Raw genomic sequence first — 14,957 nt, forward strand, 5'->3', positions numbered from 1 at the left:
ACTTTCGTTTTAGTAAGCCCCCGCTTGATTATCCCTGTTTTACTCTGCCGCTTCGACCTGTTCCGTCGCCGCCTCAATCTCCGCCGCCTTGTCTTCGACCAGCTTCACGATATGGTCGACCATATCGCCATCAGCAACATGATGATCGGTCACGCCGGACAGATACACCATATGTTTGCCCGCGCCGCCGCCGGTTATGCCGATATCGGTCTCGCGCGCTTCCCCGGGGCCGTTGACGACACAGCCGAGGACGGAGAGCGACAAAGGAGTGCGGATATGCTGCAATCGTTCTTCCAAAGTCTGGACCGTGCGGATCACATCAAAGCCTTGCCGCGCACAGCTGGGGCAGCTCACGACACGGACGCCGCGGGTGCGCAAACCAAGGGATTTGAGCATTTCATAACCAACCCGCACTTCTTCTTCCGGCTCGGCGGACAAGCTCACGCGGATCGTGTCGCCAATGCCAGCCCACAGCAAATTGCCCATGCCGATCGAACTTTTGACCGTTCCGCCGATCAGACCGCCTGCTTCGGTAATGCCCAGATGCAGCGGACAATCCACCGCATCAGCAAGCTGCGAATAAGCGGCGACGGCTAAAAACACATCGGATGCCTTCACTGCGACCTTATATTCGTGAAAATCATGATCCTGCAAAATCTTGATATGATCGAGCGCGCTTTCGACCAGCGCCTCAGGACAAGGCTCGCCATATTTTTCAAGCAGATCTTTTTCCAGACTGCCGGCATTGACCCCGATACGGATCGCGCAGCCATTGGCTTTGGCCGCATCGACCACTTCCTTGACCCGCGCGGCGTTGCCGATATTGCCGGGATTGATCCGCAGGCAGGCCGCGCCCGCCTCGGCGGCTTCGATGCCGCGCTTATAATGAAAGTGAATATCCGCGACGATTGGTACCCGGCTGGCGCGGACAATCTGTTTCAGCGCGGTCGTGCTCTCGACATCAGGGCAGGACACACGAATGATATCGACACCGGCCTCTTCGCAACGGCGGATCTGATCAATGGTTGCCTTGGGGTCGCTGGTCAGTGTGTTGGTCATCGTCTGCACGGTAATCGGTGCATCCCCGCCCACCGGCACGTCACCGACCATGATCTGGCGGCTCTTGCGGCGCTCTATATCGCGCCATGGACGCAGGGAGGGATTATCGGCTGTCATGATGGGAACCTGTCACAATATTGCTCGTTCCGTGCTATATAGCGGTTTCATACCGCTGGTGCGAGGGGCGATTGCGTCTGCATCCCAAAAAAGCACAATATTATAGAGGAAATAATCATGGGAACTGTTCTGATAACCGGCGCCAATCGCGGCATTGGGCTGGAAATGGCCAAACAATATGCAGACAATGGATGGGACGTCATTGGCACGGCGCGCGAACCGGAAAAAGCCACAGAGCTGAACGCGATCAACAATGCAAAGACGATGCAACTGGATGCGGCAGATGACGATAGTGTCGCAAGTTTCATGAACCAACTCGGCGACCAGCCGGTTGACCTTTACATTAACAATGCCGGTATTTTCGGTCCGCAGGAATTTGATCGCGATGGCTGGTTGGAGCTATTCAATGTCAATGTCGTCGCGCCGGTAAAGCTTGCCAATGCGCTCAAAGACAATGTTGCCAAGTCAAATGACAAGAAGATGGTCGTGATCTCCAGCCAGGTCGGCAGTATTACTGAAAATGACAGCGGTGAGATGATGTATTATCGTTCCAGCAAGGCGGCGGTGAACCAGGCGTGGAAGTCGCTGTCCAATCAGTGGAAGGACGAAGGACTGACCCTCACCATGATGCATCCCGGCTGGGTCCAGACCGATATGGGTGGTGCTCATGCCGACTTGACCCCGCAGGAAAGTGTCAGTGGTATGCGTCAAGTGATTGATCAGACCAGCCACATGCAGACAGGTAGTTTTCATGACTATAGCGGGCGCGAAATACCATGGTAATTTTGGTGGCGCATGACCATATCACAATGGTTGCGGCTCTGATTATTGGTGCTACATCTGTACCCAAAGGAGCCGTATCATGTTCAAATTCGCAATTATCGCACCGGTTTTAACGATGGCCGCACTGGCCCTCTGCAACAGTGCGTCAGCCCAAACGGATCGGGAAGTAAACTGGTCCATTGCCATTCATGGCGGTGCCGGGACGATTGAGCGTGAAAAGATCACACCTGAAAAAGACGCAGAAATCCGGACTGCCCTGAACAAGGCACTGGCCGAAGGATCCAGAATTCTGAAAGCCGGTGGCAGCGCAATGGACGCAATTACCGCAACCATAGTGCTTCTGGAGAATGATCCCAATTTCAACGCCGGTAAAGGCGCGGTTTTCACGTGGGACAAGACCAACGAGCTGGATAGCAGCATCATGGATGGCAGCGACTTGTCAGCTGGCGCCGTCGCCGGTGTCACAGCAACGAAGAACCCGATATTGCTGGCCCGGGCGGTCAAGAATAACAGCCCGCATGTAATGCTGTCCGGCAAGGGTGCCGACCAGTTCAGCCGCGAACAGGGCCTGGAGCAGGTGACACCCGACTATTATGCCACGCCGCGTCGTCTCAAACAGATTGAAGATGTGCTGGCTCAGCAAGTCAGCGCTGCCGATATCGATCATAAATTCGGTACCGTCGGGGCCGTTGCGATGGACAGCAAAGGCAATATGGCTGCCGGCACCAGCACTGGCGGGATGACTGGCAAGAGATGGGGCCGGATTGGTGACAGCCCGGTAGTTGGCGCGGGCACCTATGCCGATAATCGCAGCTGCGCCATATCAGCGACCGGTGCCGGTGAATATTTCATCCGATTGGGCGTCGCCCATGAAATCTGCACGCGCATCCGAATGCGCTTCCCCGCCGCGATCGAAGAGGCACAGACTACGGTGCCAAAGGACAAGGACGGCAACTATAGTTACTTGATCCATGCTAGTGAATTTATCCTGGACGACGCGGAAGTGCAGGAAATCGCCGATGATGTGATGGCGGAACTCGGAGGTATTGGAGGTACCGGCGGTATCATTTATGCAACGCCATGGGGTCAGGCAGGCTATAGTTTCAATACGCCGGGCATGTACCGGGGTCGCGCGACGAGCGATGGTACAACAAGTGTATCCATATATGGTGACGAAGAGTAGATTCCTGCTTCCCCTCACTTAATCACTCGGTTAAACCGGGCGCATGACATGGAAACCGGAAATTGAAGAGCTGCGCGAGCGGCAGCGGCTGGCAGAAAAAATGGGTGGCGAGGAGAAAGTCTCTCGCCAGCATGGGCGCGGCAAGCTTGATGCCCGGGCGCGGATAGCCGGAATTGTCGATGAAGGCAGTTTTCGCGAGATTGGCAAGATTGCCGGGCGCGGGACCTATAACGAAAAAGCGGAATTTGAGGATTTTGCGCCAAGCAATCTGATTTTCGGCCGTGCCAATATCGAAGGGCGTCCGGTGGTTGCGAGTGCCGATGACTTTACCGTTCGCGGCGGCGCGGCGGATGCGGCACTACATCGCAAATTCACGCAATGCGAAAAAATGGCCCATACGCTGGGCATCCCCATGATCCGCATGATGGATGGCACCGGCGGTGGCGGTTCCGTCAAATCGCTGGAGGATATGGGCTTTACCTATGTCCCTGCAGTGCCCGGTTGGGAAGATATTATCAAAAATCAGGAAACAGTACCCGTCGTGGCGCTGGCGCTAGGACCGACAGCAGGTATGGGCGCTGCCCGGACTGTGGCGAGTCACTACTCCATCATGGTGCGCGGGTTGTCGCAGTTATTTGCTGCTGGTCCTGCCGTTGCGGCCGCCATTGGTGACAACCTGACCAAAGAAGAATTGGGCGGCAGCGAGATTCACACCCGAAATGGCGTTGTTGATGAGGAGGTCGCCAGCGAGGCCGAGGCTTTCGCCACAGCGCGCAAATTCCTGTCTTATCTGCCGAGCAATATCAACCAGCGGGCCGAACGGGTGGTTACGGGCGATCCTGCCGGCCGGCGCGATGAAGCCTTGCTCTCGGCCGTTCCGCGCGGTGACAAGGAAGTCTATTCCATGCGCAAGATCATGGACTCGGTTTTCGACAAGGGCTCGGTTTTCGAGATGGGCAAACGTTGGGGCAGGGCGGCTATTACGGCATTTGCGAGGCTGGATGGTTATCCGGTGGCGGTGCTGGCCAATGACCCCAGTTTTCTGGGTGGTAGCTGGGAAGCCAAGTCATCGGAAAAGGTCGAGCGTTTTGCAAAGCTGGCGGACCAGTTCCGTCTGCCTGTGGTTCATCTGGTCGACAATCCGGGTTTCATGATCGGCGAAGATGCCGAACGCACCGGCACGATCCGCTATGGTGTGCAGGCGATGAACGCGGTCTATAAAGCAACCGTGCCATGGGCCAGCATCATCGTGCGGCGGGCCTACGGTATTGCGGGCAGCGCGATGTCCAATGCGGAAAATTTCCAATATCGTTTTGCGTGGCCGAGCGGCGACTGGGGATCACTGCCCATCGCAGGCGGGCTGGAGGTTGCTTACAAGGCAGACATTGAGGCGTCTGAGGATCCAGCGGCCCGGCTGGAAGAGATCAAGGCCAAACTCAATCAGGTGACATCCCCGTTCCGCACGGCGGAGCAGTTTAGCGTCGAGGATATCATCGACCCGCGGGAGACAAGACCGCTGCTATGCGAATTTGCCGATCTGGCGTGGCGGAAATTAGGGGTCGAATAGAGCTTCTCTAGACCTCTTCCAATTGCCGGTCCTCCGCCTGTCTTTGCCACATTTCCGCATAGAGACCCTCTTCGGCAAGCAGTGCACGGTGATTGCCACGCTCTGCAATCCGGCCTTCGTTGAGAACGATAATCTCGTCAGCATGGGTGATAGTTGACAGCCGGTGGGCGATGATCAGGGTGGTGCGGCGTTCCGAGATTTTGGCGAGTGTTGCTTGAATCTCATCTTCGGTGCGGCTGTCGAGCGCCGATGTTGCCTCGTCCAATATCAGCACGGGCGGGTTTTTGAGCAAGGTCCGGGCGATGGCTACGCGCTGTTTCTCACCACCGGACAGTTTGAGACCGCGCTCGCCGACCTGCGTATCATAACCGTCCGGAAGCTTGGCGATAAAGCCATCCAGCGCAGCCCCGCGCGCTGCTTCTTCGATCTCCGCCTGGGTGGCGCCTTCGCGGCCATAGCCGATATTGTAACCGATCGTGTCGTTGAACAGCACACTGTCCTGCGGCACGATGCCAATGGCGCCGCGCAGGCTGTTCTGGGTGACATTGGAAATATCCTGACCATCGATCAGAATGCGCCCGGCCTGCGGATCATAAAAGCGGAACAGCAGCCGCGCGAGGGTGGATTTGCCAGCACCCGAAGGCCCGACAATGGCCAGTGTTCCGTCGGGTGGCACTTCAAAACCAAGGCCATGGAGGATGGCGCGATCCTCATCATAGGCAAAAGCGACATCCTCGAATGTCACCCGGCCGGAACTGACATTCAGTGTTGCTGCATCCGGTTTGTCCGTGATCTCGGGATCGGTGTCGATCAGTTTGAACATCGCGTCCATATCCACCAGACCCTGACGGATGGTGCGATAAACCATACCCAGCAGATCCAGCGGCCGGAACAGTTGCATCAGGAGCGCGTTGACCAGTACCAGGTCACCGACCGTAAGCTGTCCCTGGCTCCAGCCATAGACGCTGTAGCTCATCGCCCCGAACATGGTCAGGTTGGTGATGATCGATTGCCCGATATTGAGCATGCCCAGAGAATTTTCCGATTTGACCGCCGCATTGGCCCAATCCTGCATTGCCCGGTTATATCGTTCGCCCTCACGTTTTTCGGCGGTAAAATATTTCACGGTCTCGTAGTTAAGCAGCGCATCGACGGAACGGCCAATCGCCCGTGTATCCATATCATTCATTTCCGCACGCAGAGCGTTGCGCCAGTCAGTTACCTTGCGGGTGAATGTAATATAGATGGCCACCATTGCGACGGTTGCGGCGACCAGACCAAAGCCGAATTTCACCTGAAAAATGACCAGCACCGCGATCAGCTCGATTAATGTCGGGGCGATGTTGAACAGCAGAAAATAGAGCATGATGTCGATACTCTTCGTTCCCCGTTCGATGACTTTCGTAATCTCGCCAGTGCGTCGACCCAGATGGAAGCGCAGCGACAGCTGATGCAAGTGCGCAAAGACATTTGTGGCAAGACGCCGCGCGGCTTCCTGCCCGACCTTTTCAAAGACAATGTTGCGCAGATTGTCGAACATCACCTGACCAAAGCGCGCCAGTCCATAGGCAGCGACCAAAGCGAGCAGCACGGTGAGCGCCGCCTCGGTTCCGGCAGTCATCCCGTCGACGACAGCTTTATAGGCAAAGGGCATGGATAGTACGGCTGCCTTGGCGCAGAGCACCAGCAATCCGGCGATGACAATGCGCACGCGCAGAGCAGGCTCATCCTTTGGCCACAAATAGGGCATGAAGCGCTTTAGCGTCGGAATCATCGGCGGGTCGATTTGACCCTTCGTGCTTTGGTCTGGTGGCATTCCTAGGATGTAGGGATGCTATCGGCGCTTGTCTATGTGCGGCGCTGCGGGACTTTAGAAACTGCCGCTAATGGTCAACCGGTAAACAAGACCGAATCTCCGTGTGCGGTCTTCGATAAAGTCAATCGGCCCATCTCGCCGATTGACGTAATCGGTGCGCACAAACCGTTCGCCAAGGTCGAACAAGTTACCCAGATTGGCGTTTACGGTCAGACCCAAAACATCCTTGTGCTCCACAAAAATCCACGAATAGGGAGCGAGCGTATCAAAATCGGCTATCTGATCGAGACGGATATTGGCGACATCATCGGAATCTTCGATGCCGGCGCCCCAGGCCCAGTCTGTATCGGGAATGTCATGTCGAAGCGTGATCTCATAGCTGTAGCGATCATCCTGTCCGATCCGCCGATTCCGTAGGGTGATCGGGTCGCGGACGCTGCTGTTCACTCCCTCGACTTCGATATCCAGCTTCGCCCCTTTCCAGCCGATTGGGTCGAATAACAGGGTGGAGACCAGTTCAATACCATAGCGGTCCGCGCTGCCAATATTGCCGCGGGCTTCGCGTATGTCATCAATTGGGAAGGTATCAACAATATCGTTGATCTTCTCACCAAAAAAAGTGACCGTGGCAGAACCGAAAGCGCCGAGTTTCTTGGTTGCCTCCAGTTCCGCACGCCATTTTTGCGGCGGCACCAGATTGGTATTGCCTGCGGTCTGAACATCATTCGATACCTCGACCGAGCCGACAAAATCAAAAAAGTCGAGCTGATCCACTTCCCGGGACAATTTGAAACTGAGATCAAAATCTGCGGCCGGTCTCCAGGCCAGGGCAACGGACCCTTTAGGCCGGATGAAAGACCGGGTGAGATCGCCTTGACTGATCTCGCTATACTCGCCTCCAAGAGCGGCTTGCAGCGTTAAGTTTTCAGACAAAGATCGCCCATAAGTTGTTATGAATTCGCCTCTTTTCTCTTCAACACGGGTATTGCTATCGCCCCCTCTATCGGCCTCGCTTTCAAGGAAATTATATGCGCCCTCCAGGCTGAAACCCCAGTCGGTTCCGCCAGCGGTCTGCCAGCCATATTCGGCACGCAGCACCGATTCTCCTTCATCCACTGTGCGGTTAAAGGCGCTTATGAAAGGTTCAGTAACACCATCGGTAAAAGTACGGCTGAAAAAATCCCTGGTCGGGCTGTGCTCCAGCCGTTGCAGCCCTATCAGTTTCAACCGGCCGCCACCCAGATCAAATTCATAATCTGCGCTGAATTCTGCGTTCCATTCCCTTTCGCGGCGGGTAAACAGTTCGAAAATATCCGGCACTCCGGCCTGCGTCCGCAAAGTTTCGACGCGCTGGCGAAAATGATCGATTCCATATTCACCGCTGATGTTGAAGACCGATCCGGCATCGCTGGTCCGGCTGTAGGAGGCATTGATCGTTGGAGCATCAGCCTGCGGCTGGCCGGTTTCAAAGCGTTCAAATAGCAGTTCGCCTTGTCCGTTGGTGACTCGCTCCGGTCCCCGCGCTCCATTGCGAAAGCTTTCATTCTGGACGGCAATGGTAAAATCGCCTTTGCCGATCTTGCCGCTAATCGATACCTCGCCGTCAAACCAGTCGCTTCCTGCCCGCCGCCATTGTGGTCGCCATTTGAAATTGCCGGTTATTCCTGTCGCACCGTCACTGCTGGTAACCAGATTCAACACCTGGCCCGATAAACCGGAAATACTAAGTGTTGCACCATCGACAATCTCGACGCGCAATACGCTGGCAGCTGATATGCGACCCAAAACGGTGAAAGCGTCATTATTCTTGCCGGCAATCCGCGCGCCATTGATCAAGACATTTTCGTCTGCCTGTCCCAACCCGCGTGCATCTTCGTCACCAGTATCAATGATAAAGCCAGGTACTTGCTGCACGATATCCAGTGCGGTACGGGGGTTGAACCGCGCAAATTGTCCGACATCGTAAATCTGACGCCCATTTTCCGTCCGTGGTTGCAGGTTGCTATTGGTACTTGTTGCCGTTTGCGCCAATGCAGCGGATGGCACCGCGGAAATTGCAATAGCCAAAGATAACCACGTGGTTTTGTTCAAGATAATCCCCCCTTACCGGAATTAGGTCTCTGTATATTTCGTATGTTTCTTGTCCGTTTGCTATGGCCGGTTGGTTACACGAGATACCGTATTTCGACAAACTACATCTGTAGTCGGATCAACAACTTTGCAGTGCAATTTCACAAGATGCTGCAATAAACTGTTCTATCTTAATGTTTGTTTGAGAAGAGGACATATGCACCGGCGCAGTTGGCCAATGTGTAAATGCCATAGAAGAATACAGCGCTGAGCATTCCCATATTGGCGAAGATCAGCGCTGCAGCAAGCATTGCAAACTCCAATATATAGCTGCCATAGGGACCCAGCAGCTTCGAAAAACTGCCCCGCGCTTCGGTGATCATCGGATGGTCGCTCTCCATCATTGCCTTGTGCATGGCGAAATTGCCGATACCGCAGATAAAGATGATGAAAACATACATGGCCTTTATATAGGTATTCTTGGTGCTATTGTCAGTCATTCCCGGCGATAATTTGTCATGGTGGTTTTCATGTGACAGTCACCGGGTTTGGGAGGGTGAAATGGAATTTGCAGGAAAGACAGCCGTGATCACAGGCGGCGCGACCGGTATCGGTTTTGCCCTGGCACGCGAGATGGGAAAGGCAGGTTCCCGGATCATCCTGTTTGAACCACGCGAAGACAGGTTAAAGGAAGCCGTTAGCCAATTGATCCAAGAGGGTGTGGACGCGAAATATCAAGTTGGCGACGTGACCAGGCCGGAAGACATCGAAGCGCTGGCCGACTTTGCATGGGCGGAAAACGGTCGGGCGGATTTGTTGATCAACAATGCCGGCATTGGCGGCTCGATGAAATCGGTGATCAAGACCGACCCGGCGGAAGCGCGGCGAATATTTGAAGTGAATTTCTGGGGCATGTGGTCCGCCATTTCCGAATTTGGCCGACGCTTCCGCGCCGAGGAAAAGCCTTCCGCAATCTATTCCGTCGCGTCGGAAAACGCGCTGTTCAATGCCTTCCCATTTGGCGGCGGCGCCTATGTGTCAAGCAAGCATGCCATATTCGGCCTGATGGATGTGCTACGCAGGGAAGCGCCCGACTGGCTGACTACCGGGGTCATCATCCCCGGCTGGGTGAAGTCCGAGCTGTCAGAAGCCAATCAGAAGATTCCTGTGGCCATGGACACGGCGGAATATGCGAAGATCATTGCGCCGCAGATTGAGGCCGGCGAATATTATGTTGTCAGCCACGGCTATAATGTCGTCCGCTTCGACGAGCGTTATGACGAAATGAAAAAGGCTTTCGACAAATATGCGCCGCGCAGCGAGGGGGACGAGGTTTATGATGTGCAGAGATTTTTTGCGGAGATGCAAAGCTGATGGATATTGATCTGCCCAATGGGCTAACCCGTGCCACGCCTGCTGATTGGCGTCAGCTCGCCGATATCACTGCCGAGGCCTTTGCCGAGGACCCGGTAAACACATGGATGTTCGACAGCCAGCAGGCCATCCAAGCATCCTTTCGCGTACTCGCACGCGAAATCTATGCGCGGAATGGATTTTGCCACCTTGCGGGTAATGAGGGGGCAACCATGTGGCTTGCGCCGGATCAATCGGGGAATATGGGCATGCTCGCAATGGTCCGTTTTGCGGTTGGGCAGTTGATTCACGGCAGCGCCGGCGGCCTCAAACGGGCCATGGCAGCGGGCGACATCATGGACAAGCATCATCCCCGCGAGCCCCATTGTTACCTGTTCACTATCGGAACACGAAAAACGGCGCGCGGTACCGGGCTAGGCAAAGCTTTATTGGCGCCGGTTCTCCAGGCTTGCGATGCCCAAGCCATTCCTTGCTATCTGGAAAACAGCAACCCGGACAATCATGGTTTCTACTCCCATCATGGATTTGAGCGGCGAGAGATTTTTGCCTGTGGGGAGGGCGGTCCGCCGCTTGAAGCCATGTGGCGGGAGCCAAGATAAACGGAACAGTCGGGCAGATGCCTAAAGGGTTGAAGCCAGCGCCATGGTGACGCCGATCCCGACAAGCAAAATGCCGGTAAGTTCGCGCCTGCTCAGGGGTTCCTTCAAATAGAAACGTCCAAAGCCGAGCGTATATAATATCTGCGTCTGGCCAACGATCCCGACCAGTGCAACAGGCGCATGGGCATAGGCGATGAACCAGCCTGCTGACGCGGTGGCGGCGAGCACACCCACTTGTGCCGTCACACGCCAGCGTTTCAGCATTGCGCGGAACTGGTCCGGTTCGCGGATGATAACATAGAGTCCTTGCATCAATGCCTGAAAGCCAAGCACGGCAGTGAGAACGATCAGGCCGGCATAGGTGCGCTCGACATCGGGGACTGCGTTGGCTGATTGTTTGATGAAAATGGCGGTCAGCGCGAATAGGAACCCCGCGCTCAGACCAGTGAGTGCCGCCGGTTGCTTAAGACCGCGGAGCCATTGCAGCAGGCCGCGCGCTCCGCCCTCGACGGAGACGGACAAGATACCCAGAAACGCGATGCCGATGCCCAGCCAGGCCAGCGGTGCCAATGTTTCGCCAAGGATCAGCCACCCGAGAAAGGCCACGATCAGGGTTTCGACCTTCATATAGGCGGTGCCGCTGACCAGATTACGGAAGCCAAAGGACATGATGATCAGGTTGGTCGCCAGCATCTGGGCAAAGCCGGCTGCCCATGCGAACCACCAGAAGGACGTGTCCAGCGGGGGCAGGGCGCTACGACCTGTCGCGGCCATATAGCTGGTGAGCATGGCGCAGGCGATCGGCCAGCCAAAGAAGAAGCGCGACAGCGCCGCCGCATTGACCGACATTTCCGCGCGAATGCGCTGCTGCACCGCCATTCGCCACGCGAGAAACAGGGCGGCCAGCAGGGCCGCAGGTATCCAGATAGGAAAGGTCAAAGGGGCCGCGCGTCCACGGTTTCGGCAAGAAAATCCAGTATATTCTGGGGCGTGCCGGGGTCTTCCGGCGGATCATTGCGGGTCTTGTAGGCGGCGGTCAGGCCAATAGCGAGCATCACCGCCGGTATGCCCGAAAAGATCAGATTAAAAAATATCGGTGCATCATCGACGAACCATAAAAAGAGCGAGAACAGAAAAAATAAGCCGACAAAGCCATTCCAGAACAGGAAGAAAGGCATGGCCTTGCCCTGACGCATCGTGCCTTCAATCAAAGTGCCGCCGTCATGTTCACGCATCTTGGCCTTTAAATAAGGCTCCCCTCCATTTTTGAATCCCGGACGCCGATAGGTAAGGAACATCTTGCGCTCGGTTCCGCCGCCAAAGACATGATGGTCCTTGCGCTTCTTTCGCTTCTTCATTTCCGCCTTCAGCTCCTTGGCGAGCGGAATTGGCTTCATGGGAGAATAGAGTTTGATATCTTCTTTCATTATAGGGAGTAATCGTTGTGGCTTATTTTCTCATTTTTGACCGTGGGACGCTTCTTATGGCGATACCTGTTTGCGCAAGGAGAGAGACCATTGTTTTCTGATGAGCTGATCTTTGGACGGAACCATTTCTCTCTGATTGCTCTGCTCTTATAGGACATTTTACGTCTCCAAAATTAGTGGAGCCACCTATTGAGAGCATGGTTTGGGAGACTACAATCTTGGTTTCTAGACCCCTTCCAACAACCCCTCTTTCTTGATCTTTTCCTGCCAGACCAAAGGCGCGAGATGGTGAACGCTTTGCCCCTCCGCATCGACGGCAACCGTCACCGGCATATCCTGCACCTCAAACTCGTAAATCGCTTCCATGCCCAGGTCTTCAAAGCCGACGACTTTTGATCCCTTGATCGCGCGGCTGACGAGATAGGCGCTGCCGCCCACGGCCATCAGATAGGCGCTTTTATGTTTCTTGATCGAGCCGATTGTATCCAGTCCGCGTTCGGCCTTGCCGACCATCGCGAGCAGGCCCTGTTCCAGCATCATGTCGGTAAACTTGTCCATGCGCGTCGCGGTGGTGGGGCCTGCGGGGCCGACCACTTCCTCGCCAACCGGATCAACGGGACCGACATAATATATGACGCGCCCCTTGAACTCGACCGGCAGCTCTTCGCCCTTGTCGAGCATGTCCTTGATCCGTTTGTGCGCCGCGTCGCGGCCGGTGAGCATCTTGCCGTTGAGCAGCAGACGGTCGCCATGTTTCCAGCTGGCCACTTCCGCTTCGTCGAGCTGGTCGAGATGAACGCGCTTCGCTTCTGACGACGGCGCCCAGTTGACGTCCGGCCATTCATCCAGCTTGGGTGCTTCCAGATAAGCTGGCCCACTGCCGTCCAGTGTGAAATGCGCATGGCGGGTTGCGGCGCAATTGGGGATCATCGCCACCGGTTTACCCGCCGCATGGCAGGGCCAGTCATTGATCTTGACGTCGAGGATCGTGGACAGTCCGCCCAAGCCTTGCGCACCGATTCCAAGTGCGTTGACCTTGTCGAATATCGTGATGCGCAGTTCTTCGATGTCATTGCGCGGCCCGCGTTCTTTCAGCTGTCCCATGTCAATCGGGTCCATCAGTGATTGTTTGGCGAGCAGCACCGCGCGCTCTGCCGTCCCGCCGATGCCGATGCCGAGCATGCCCGGTGGGCACCAGCCCGCGCCCATTTGCGGCACCATGTCGAGAACCCAGTCGACGATATTGTCGCTCGGGTTCATCATCTTGAATTTCGACTTATTTTCTGACCCGCCACCTTTGGCAGCGACATCAACGCTAACCTTGTCGCCGGGCACCATTTCTACATGGAGCACGGACGGCGTATTATCCTTGGTATTGCGCCGCGTGAAAGCGGGGTCGGTCAGGATCGAAGCGCGCAGCTTGTTTTCCGGATGGAGATAGGCCTTGCGCACACCTTCATCGACAATTTCCTGCATTGATTGCGATGTCTCGTCGAGACGGCAGTCCATGCCCCATTTGACGAAGACGTTTACAATGCCGGTATCCTGACAAATTGGCCGGTGACCCTCGGCGCACATGCGTGAATTTGTGAGAATCTGCGCAATCGCGTCCTTCGCTGCGGGCGATTTCTCTGCCTTATAGGCTTCGCCCAGCGCCCGGATATAATCCATCGGGTGGTAGTAAGAGATGAACTGCAGCGCGTCGGCAACGCTTTCAATCAAGTCGGCGGTTTTTATCGTGACGGTCATCAGGGCTCCGGAATTGGTCTAAAGATGCGATCCGGATGCCTTTTGGCGGATATGTTGAAAGTCGGCAAGTTTTGTATGTGTTACGAGTATGTTGTCCGGTGTCTTTATGCAGATATCAGCACGCCGCGATACAAGGGATCTTCAAACGCCTGGCCAGCGCCTTTGGCAACACAGGTCAGCGGATCATCAGCAATCGTCACGGCCAGACCCGTCTGCTCGGCAATATGTTCATCAATGCGTCCGAGCAGTGCGCCGCCGCCGGTCAGGACAATGCCTTGATCGACAATATCGGCGGCCAGTTCTGGCGCGGTGTTTTCAAGGGCGTTGCGGACGCTGTCGGTTATCTGGCCGACTGGCTCTGCAATCGCATAAGCAATTTCGGCTTCGGTAATGATGATCTTTCGCGGCATGCCCCTGACCAGATCACGACCTTTTATGTGCATCGTGCGTCCGTTATCGACAGGGCTGACGGCGCTTGCCATTTCATGCTTGATTGTTTCCGCCGTCGTTTCACCAATCGCCAGATTGTGTTTGCGGCGGATATGCGAGGCTATGGCATCGTCAATCTTGTCACCACCCATGCGGCCGGACGTACTATAGGCAAGCCCCTGCAGAGATAGTACGGCGACTTCGGTCGTGCCGCCGCCAATATCGACCACCATCGCGCCAATGGGTTCCGCCACGGGTATTCCGGCACCAATGGCCGCCGCCATCGGTTCTTCGACAAAGAAGATGCGCGATCCGCCGGCGTTGGACGCAGCGTCGCGAATGGCCCGGCGCTGCACATTGGTTGAACCGGACGGGATACACACGGCGATATCGAAGCGCCTGAGCAGTCCGGTTTTTTTGTCATGCACTTTATGGATGAAATGCTTGATCATCTGTTCCGCCACATCAAGATCGGCGATCACGCCATCTTTCAGTGGGCGAATGACCTTAATATTGTCAGGCGTCTTGCCCATCATCAGCTTGGCATCAGCGCCCACGGCCCGCACTTTGGCGACGCCGTCATTGGTTTCCAGCGCGACCACCGACGGTTCATTGAGCACGATTCCCTGATCACGCAGGTAGACCAGTGTATTGGCAGTGCCGAGGTCGATCGCAATATCATGCGACTGAAGTTTGAAGAAACTACGCATATATAATAGGTTACTTTTGAAAAGGGGGATCACATCTAATGATGTGACATATTCGTCGACCGAATAGTGGCTTG

At 55.5% G+C, this 14,957-nt stretch carries 13 protein-coding genes; 5 read left to right on the forward strand and 8 right to left on the reverse strand.

The genetic code is table 11. The features are described 5' to 3' along the window. Window positions 1-39: 39 nt before the first annotated feature. On the reverse strand, window positions 40-1,176 hold the full coding sequence (ispG, locus tag DK507_RS10690) for a flavodoxin-dependent (E)-4-hydroxy-3-methylbut-2-enyl-diphosphate synthase (protein WP_109356396.1): 1,137 nt from the start codon (window positions 1,174-1,176) through the stop codon (window positions 40-42). A 117-nt stretch (window positions 1,177-1,293) separates the two neighbouring features. Between ispG and DK507_RS10695 the strand changes: the two genes are divergently transcribed. From DK507_RS10695 to DK507_RS10705, 3 genes are all read left to right on the forward strand, one after another. Beyond that, on the forward strand, window positions 1,294-1,959 hold the full coding sequence (locus DK507_RS10695; protein ID WP_109356397.1) for an SDR family oxidoreductase: 666 nt from the start codon (window positions 1,294-1,296) through the stop codon (window positions 1,957-1,959). 79 nt (window positions 1,960-2,038) lie between these two features. Next, window positions 2,039-3,142: an isoaspartyl peptidase/L-asparaginase family protein gene (locus DK507_RS10700; protein ID WP_109356398.1), complete on the forward strand. Its 1,104-nt coding sequence runs from the start codon at window positions 2,039-2,041 to the stop codon at window positions 3,140-3,142. A gap of 43 nt (window positions 3,143-3,185) precedes the next feature. Next, window positions 3,186-4,709 carry an acyl-CoA carboxylase subunit beta gene (locus DK507_RS10705; RefSeq protein WP_109356399.1) on the forward strand — a complete coding sequence of 508 codons (1,524 nt, stop codon included), beginning with the start codon at window positions 3,186-3,188 and terminating at the stop codon, window positions 4,707-4,709. 7 nt (window positions 4,710-4,716) lie between these two features. On the opposite strand, the gene DK507_RS10710 is transcribed toward DK507_RS10705, so the two are convergent. From DK507_RS10710 to DK507_RS10720, 3 genes are all read right to left on the reverse strand, one after another. Next, window positions 4,717-6,525, reverse strand: a complete 1,809-nt coding sequence (locus tag DK507_RS10710) for an ABC transporter ATP-binding protein/permease (RefSeq protein ID WP_109356400.1) — start codon at window positions 6,523-6,525, stop codon at window positions 4,717-4,719. 54 nt (window positions 6,526-6,579) lie between these two features. Beyond that, the gene (locus tag DK507_RS10715; RefSeq protein WP_162559011.1) at window positions 6,580-8,616 is read right to left on the reverse strand and encodes a TonB-dependent siderophore receptor; all 2,037 of its coding nucleotides are present in this window, start codon (window positions 8,614-8,616) and stop codon (window positions 6,580-6,582) included. Between the two features lie 170 nt (window positions 8,617-8,786). Continuing rightward, window positions 8,787-9,095, reverse strand: coding sequence for a hypothetical protein (locus tag DK507_RS10720; RefSeq protein ID WP_109356402.1), 309 nt, complete (start codon window positions 9,093-9,095; stop codon window positions 8,787-8,789). A 61-nt stretch (window positions 9,096-9,156) separates the two neighbouring features. On the opposite strand from DK507_RS10720, the gene DK507_RS10725 reads away from it, so the two are divergent. Both DK507_RS10725 and DK507_RS10730 read left to right on the forward strand, forming a co-directional pair. Further along, window positions 9,157-9,969: an SDR family oxidoreductase gene (locus tag DK507_RS10725; RefSeq protein WP_109356403.1), complete on the forward strand. Its 813-nt coding sequence runs from the start codon at window positions 9,157-9,159 to the stop codon at window positions 9,967-9,969. Beyond that, a complete protein-coding gene (locus DK507_RS10730; RefSeq protein WP_109356404.1) occupies window positions 9,969-10,568 on the forward strand; it encodes a GNAT family N-acetyltransferase in 600 nt (199 codons plus the stop codon). The genes DK507_RS10725 and DK507_RS10730 overlap by 1 nt, the downstream gene beginning before the upstream one ends. 21 nt (window positions 10,569-10,589) lie before the next feature. Here the strand turns inward: DK507_RS10730 and DK507_RS10735 are convergent, their stop codons facing one another. The 4 genes from DK507_RS10735 to DK507_RS10750 all read right to left on the reverse strand — a co-directional run bounded on the left by DK507_RS10735 (window position 10,590) and on the right by DK507_RS10750 (window position 14,883). Next, window positions 10,590-11,507, reverse strand: coding sequence for a DMT family transporter (locus tag DK507_RS10735; RefSeq protein WP_109356405.1), 918 nt, complete (start codon window positions 11,505-11,507; stop codon window positions 10,590-10,592). Continuing rightward, entirely contained in the window at window positions 11,504-11,995 is a 492-nt protein-coding gene (locus tag DK507_RS10740) for a hypothetical protein (protein WP_109356406.1), read from the reverse strand. Before DK507_RS10740 ends, DK507_RS10735 begins: the two co-directional genes overlap by 4 nt. A gap of 225 nt (window positions 11,996-12,220) precedes the next feature. Continuing rightward, on the reverse strand, window positions 12,221-13,744 hold the full coding sequence (locus tag DK507_RS10745) for a fumarate hydratase (protein ID WP_109356407.1): 1,524 nt from the start codon (window positions 13,742-13,744) through the stop codon (window positions 12,221-12,223). Window positions 13,745-13,848: 104 nt separating this feature from the next. Continuing rightward, on the reverse strand, window positions 13,849-14,883 hold the full coding sequence (locus tag DK507_RS10750; RefSeq protein ID WP_109357623.1) for a rod shape-determining protein: 1,035 nt from the start codon (window positions 14,881-14,883) through the stop codon (window positions 13,849-13,851). Window positions 14,884-14,957 lie beyond the last annotated feature (74 nt).

Origin of the sequence: Sphingorhabdus sp. EL138 (genome assembly GCF_900258045.1) — a bacterium.
Taxonomy (GTDB): domain Bacteria; phylum Pseudomonadota; class Alphaproteobacteria; order Sphingomonadales; family Sphingomonadaceae; genus Parasphingorhabdus.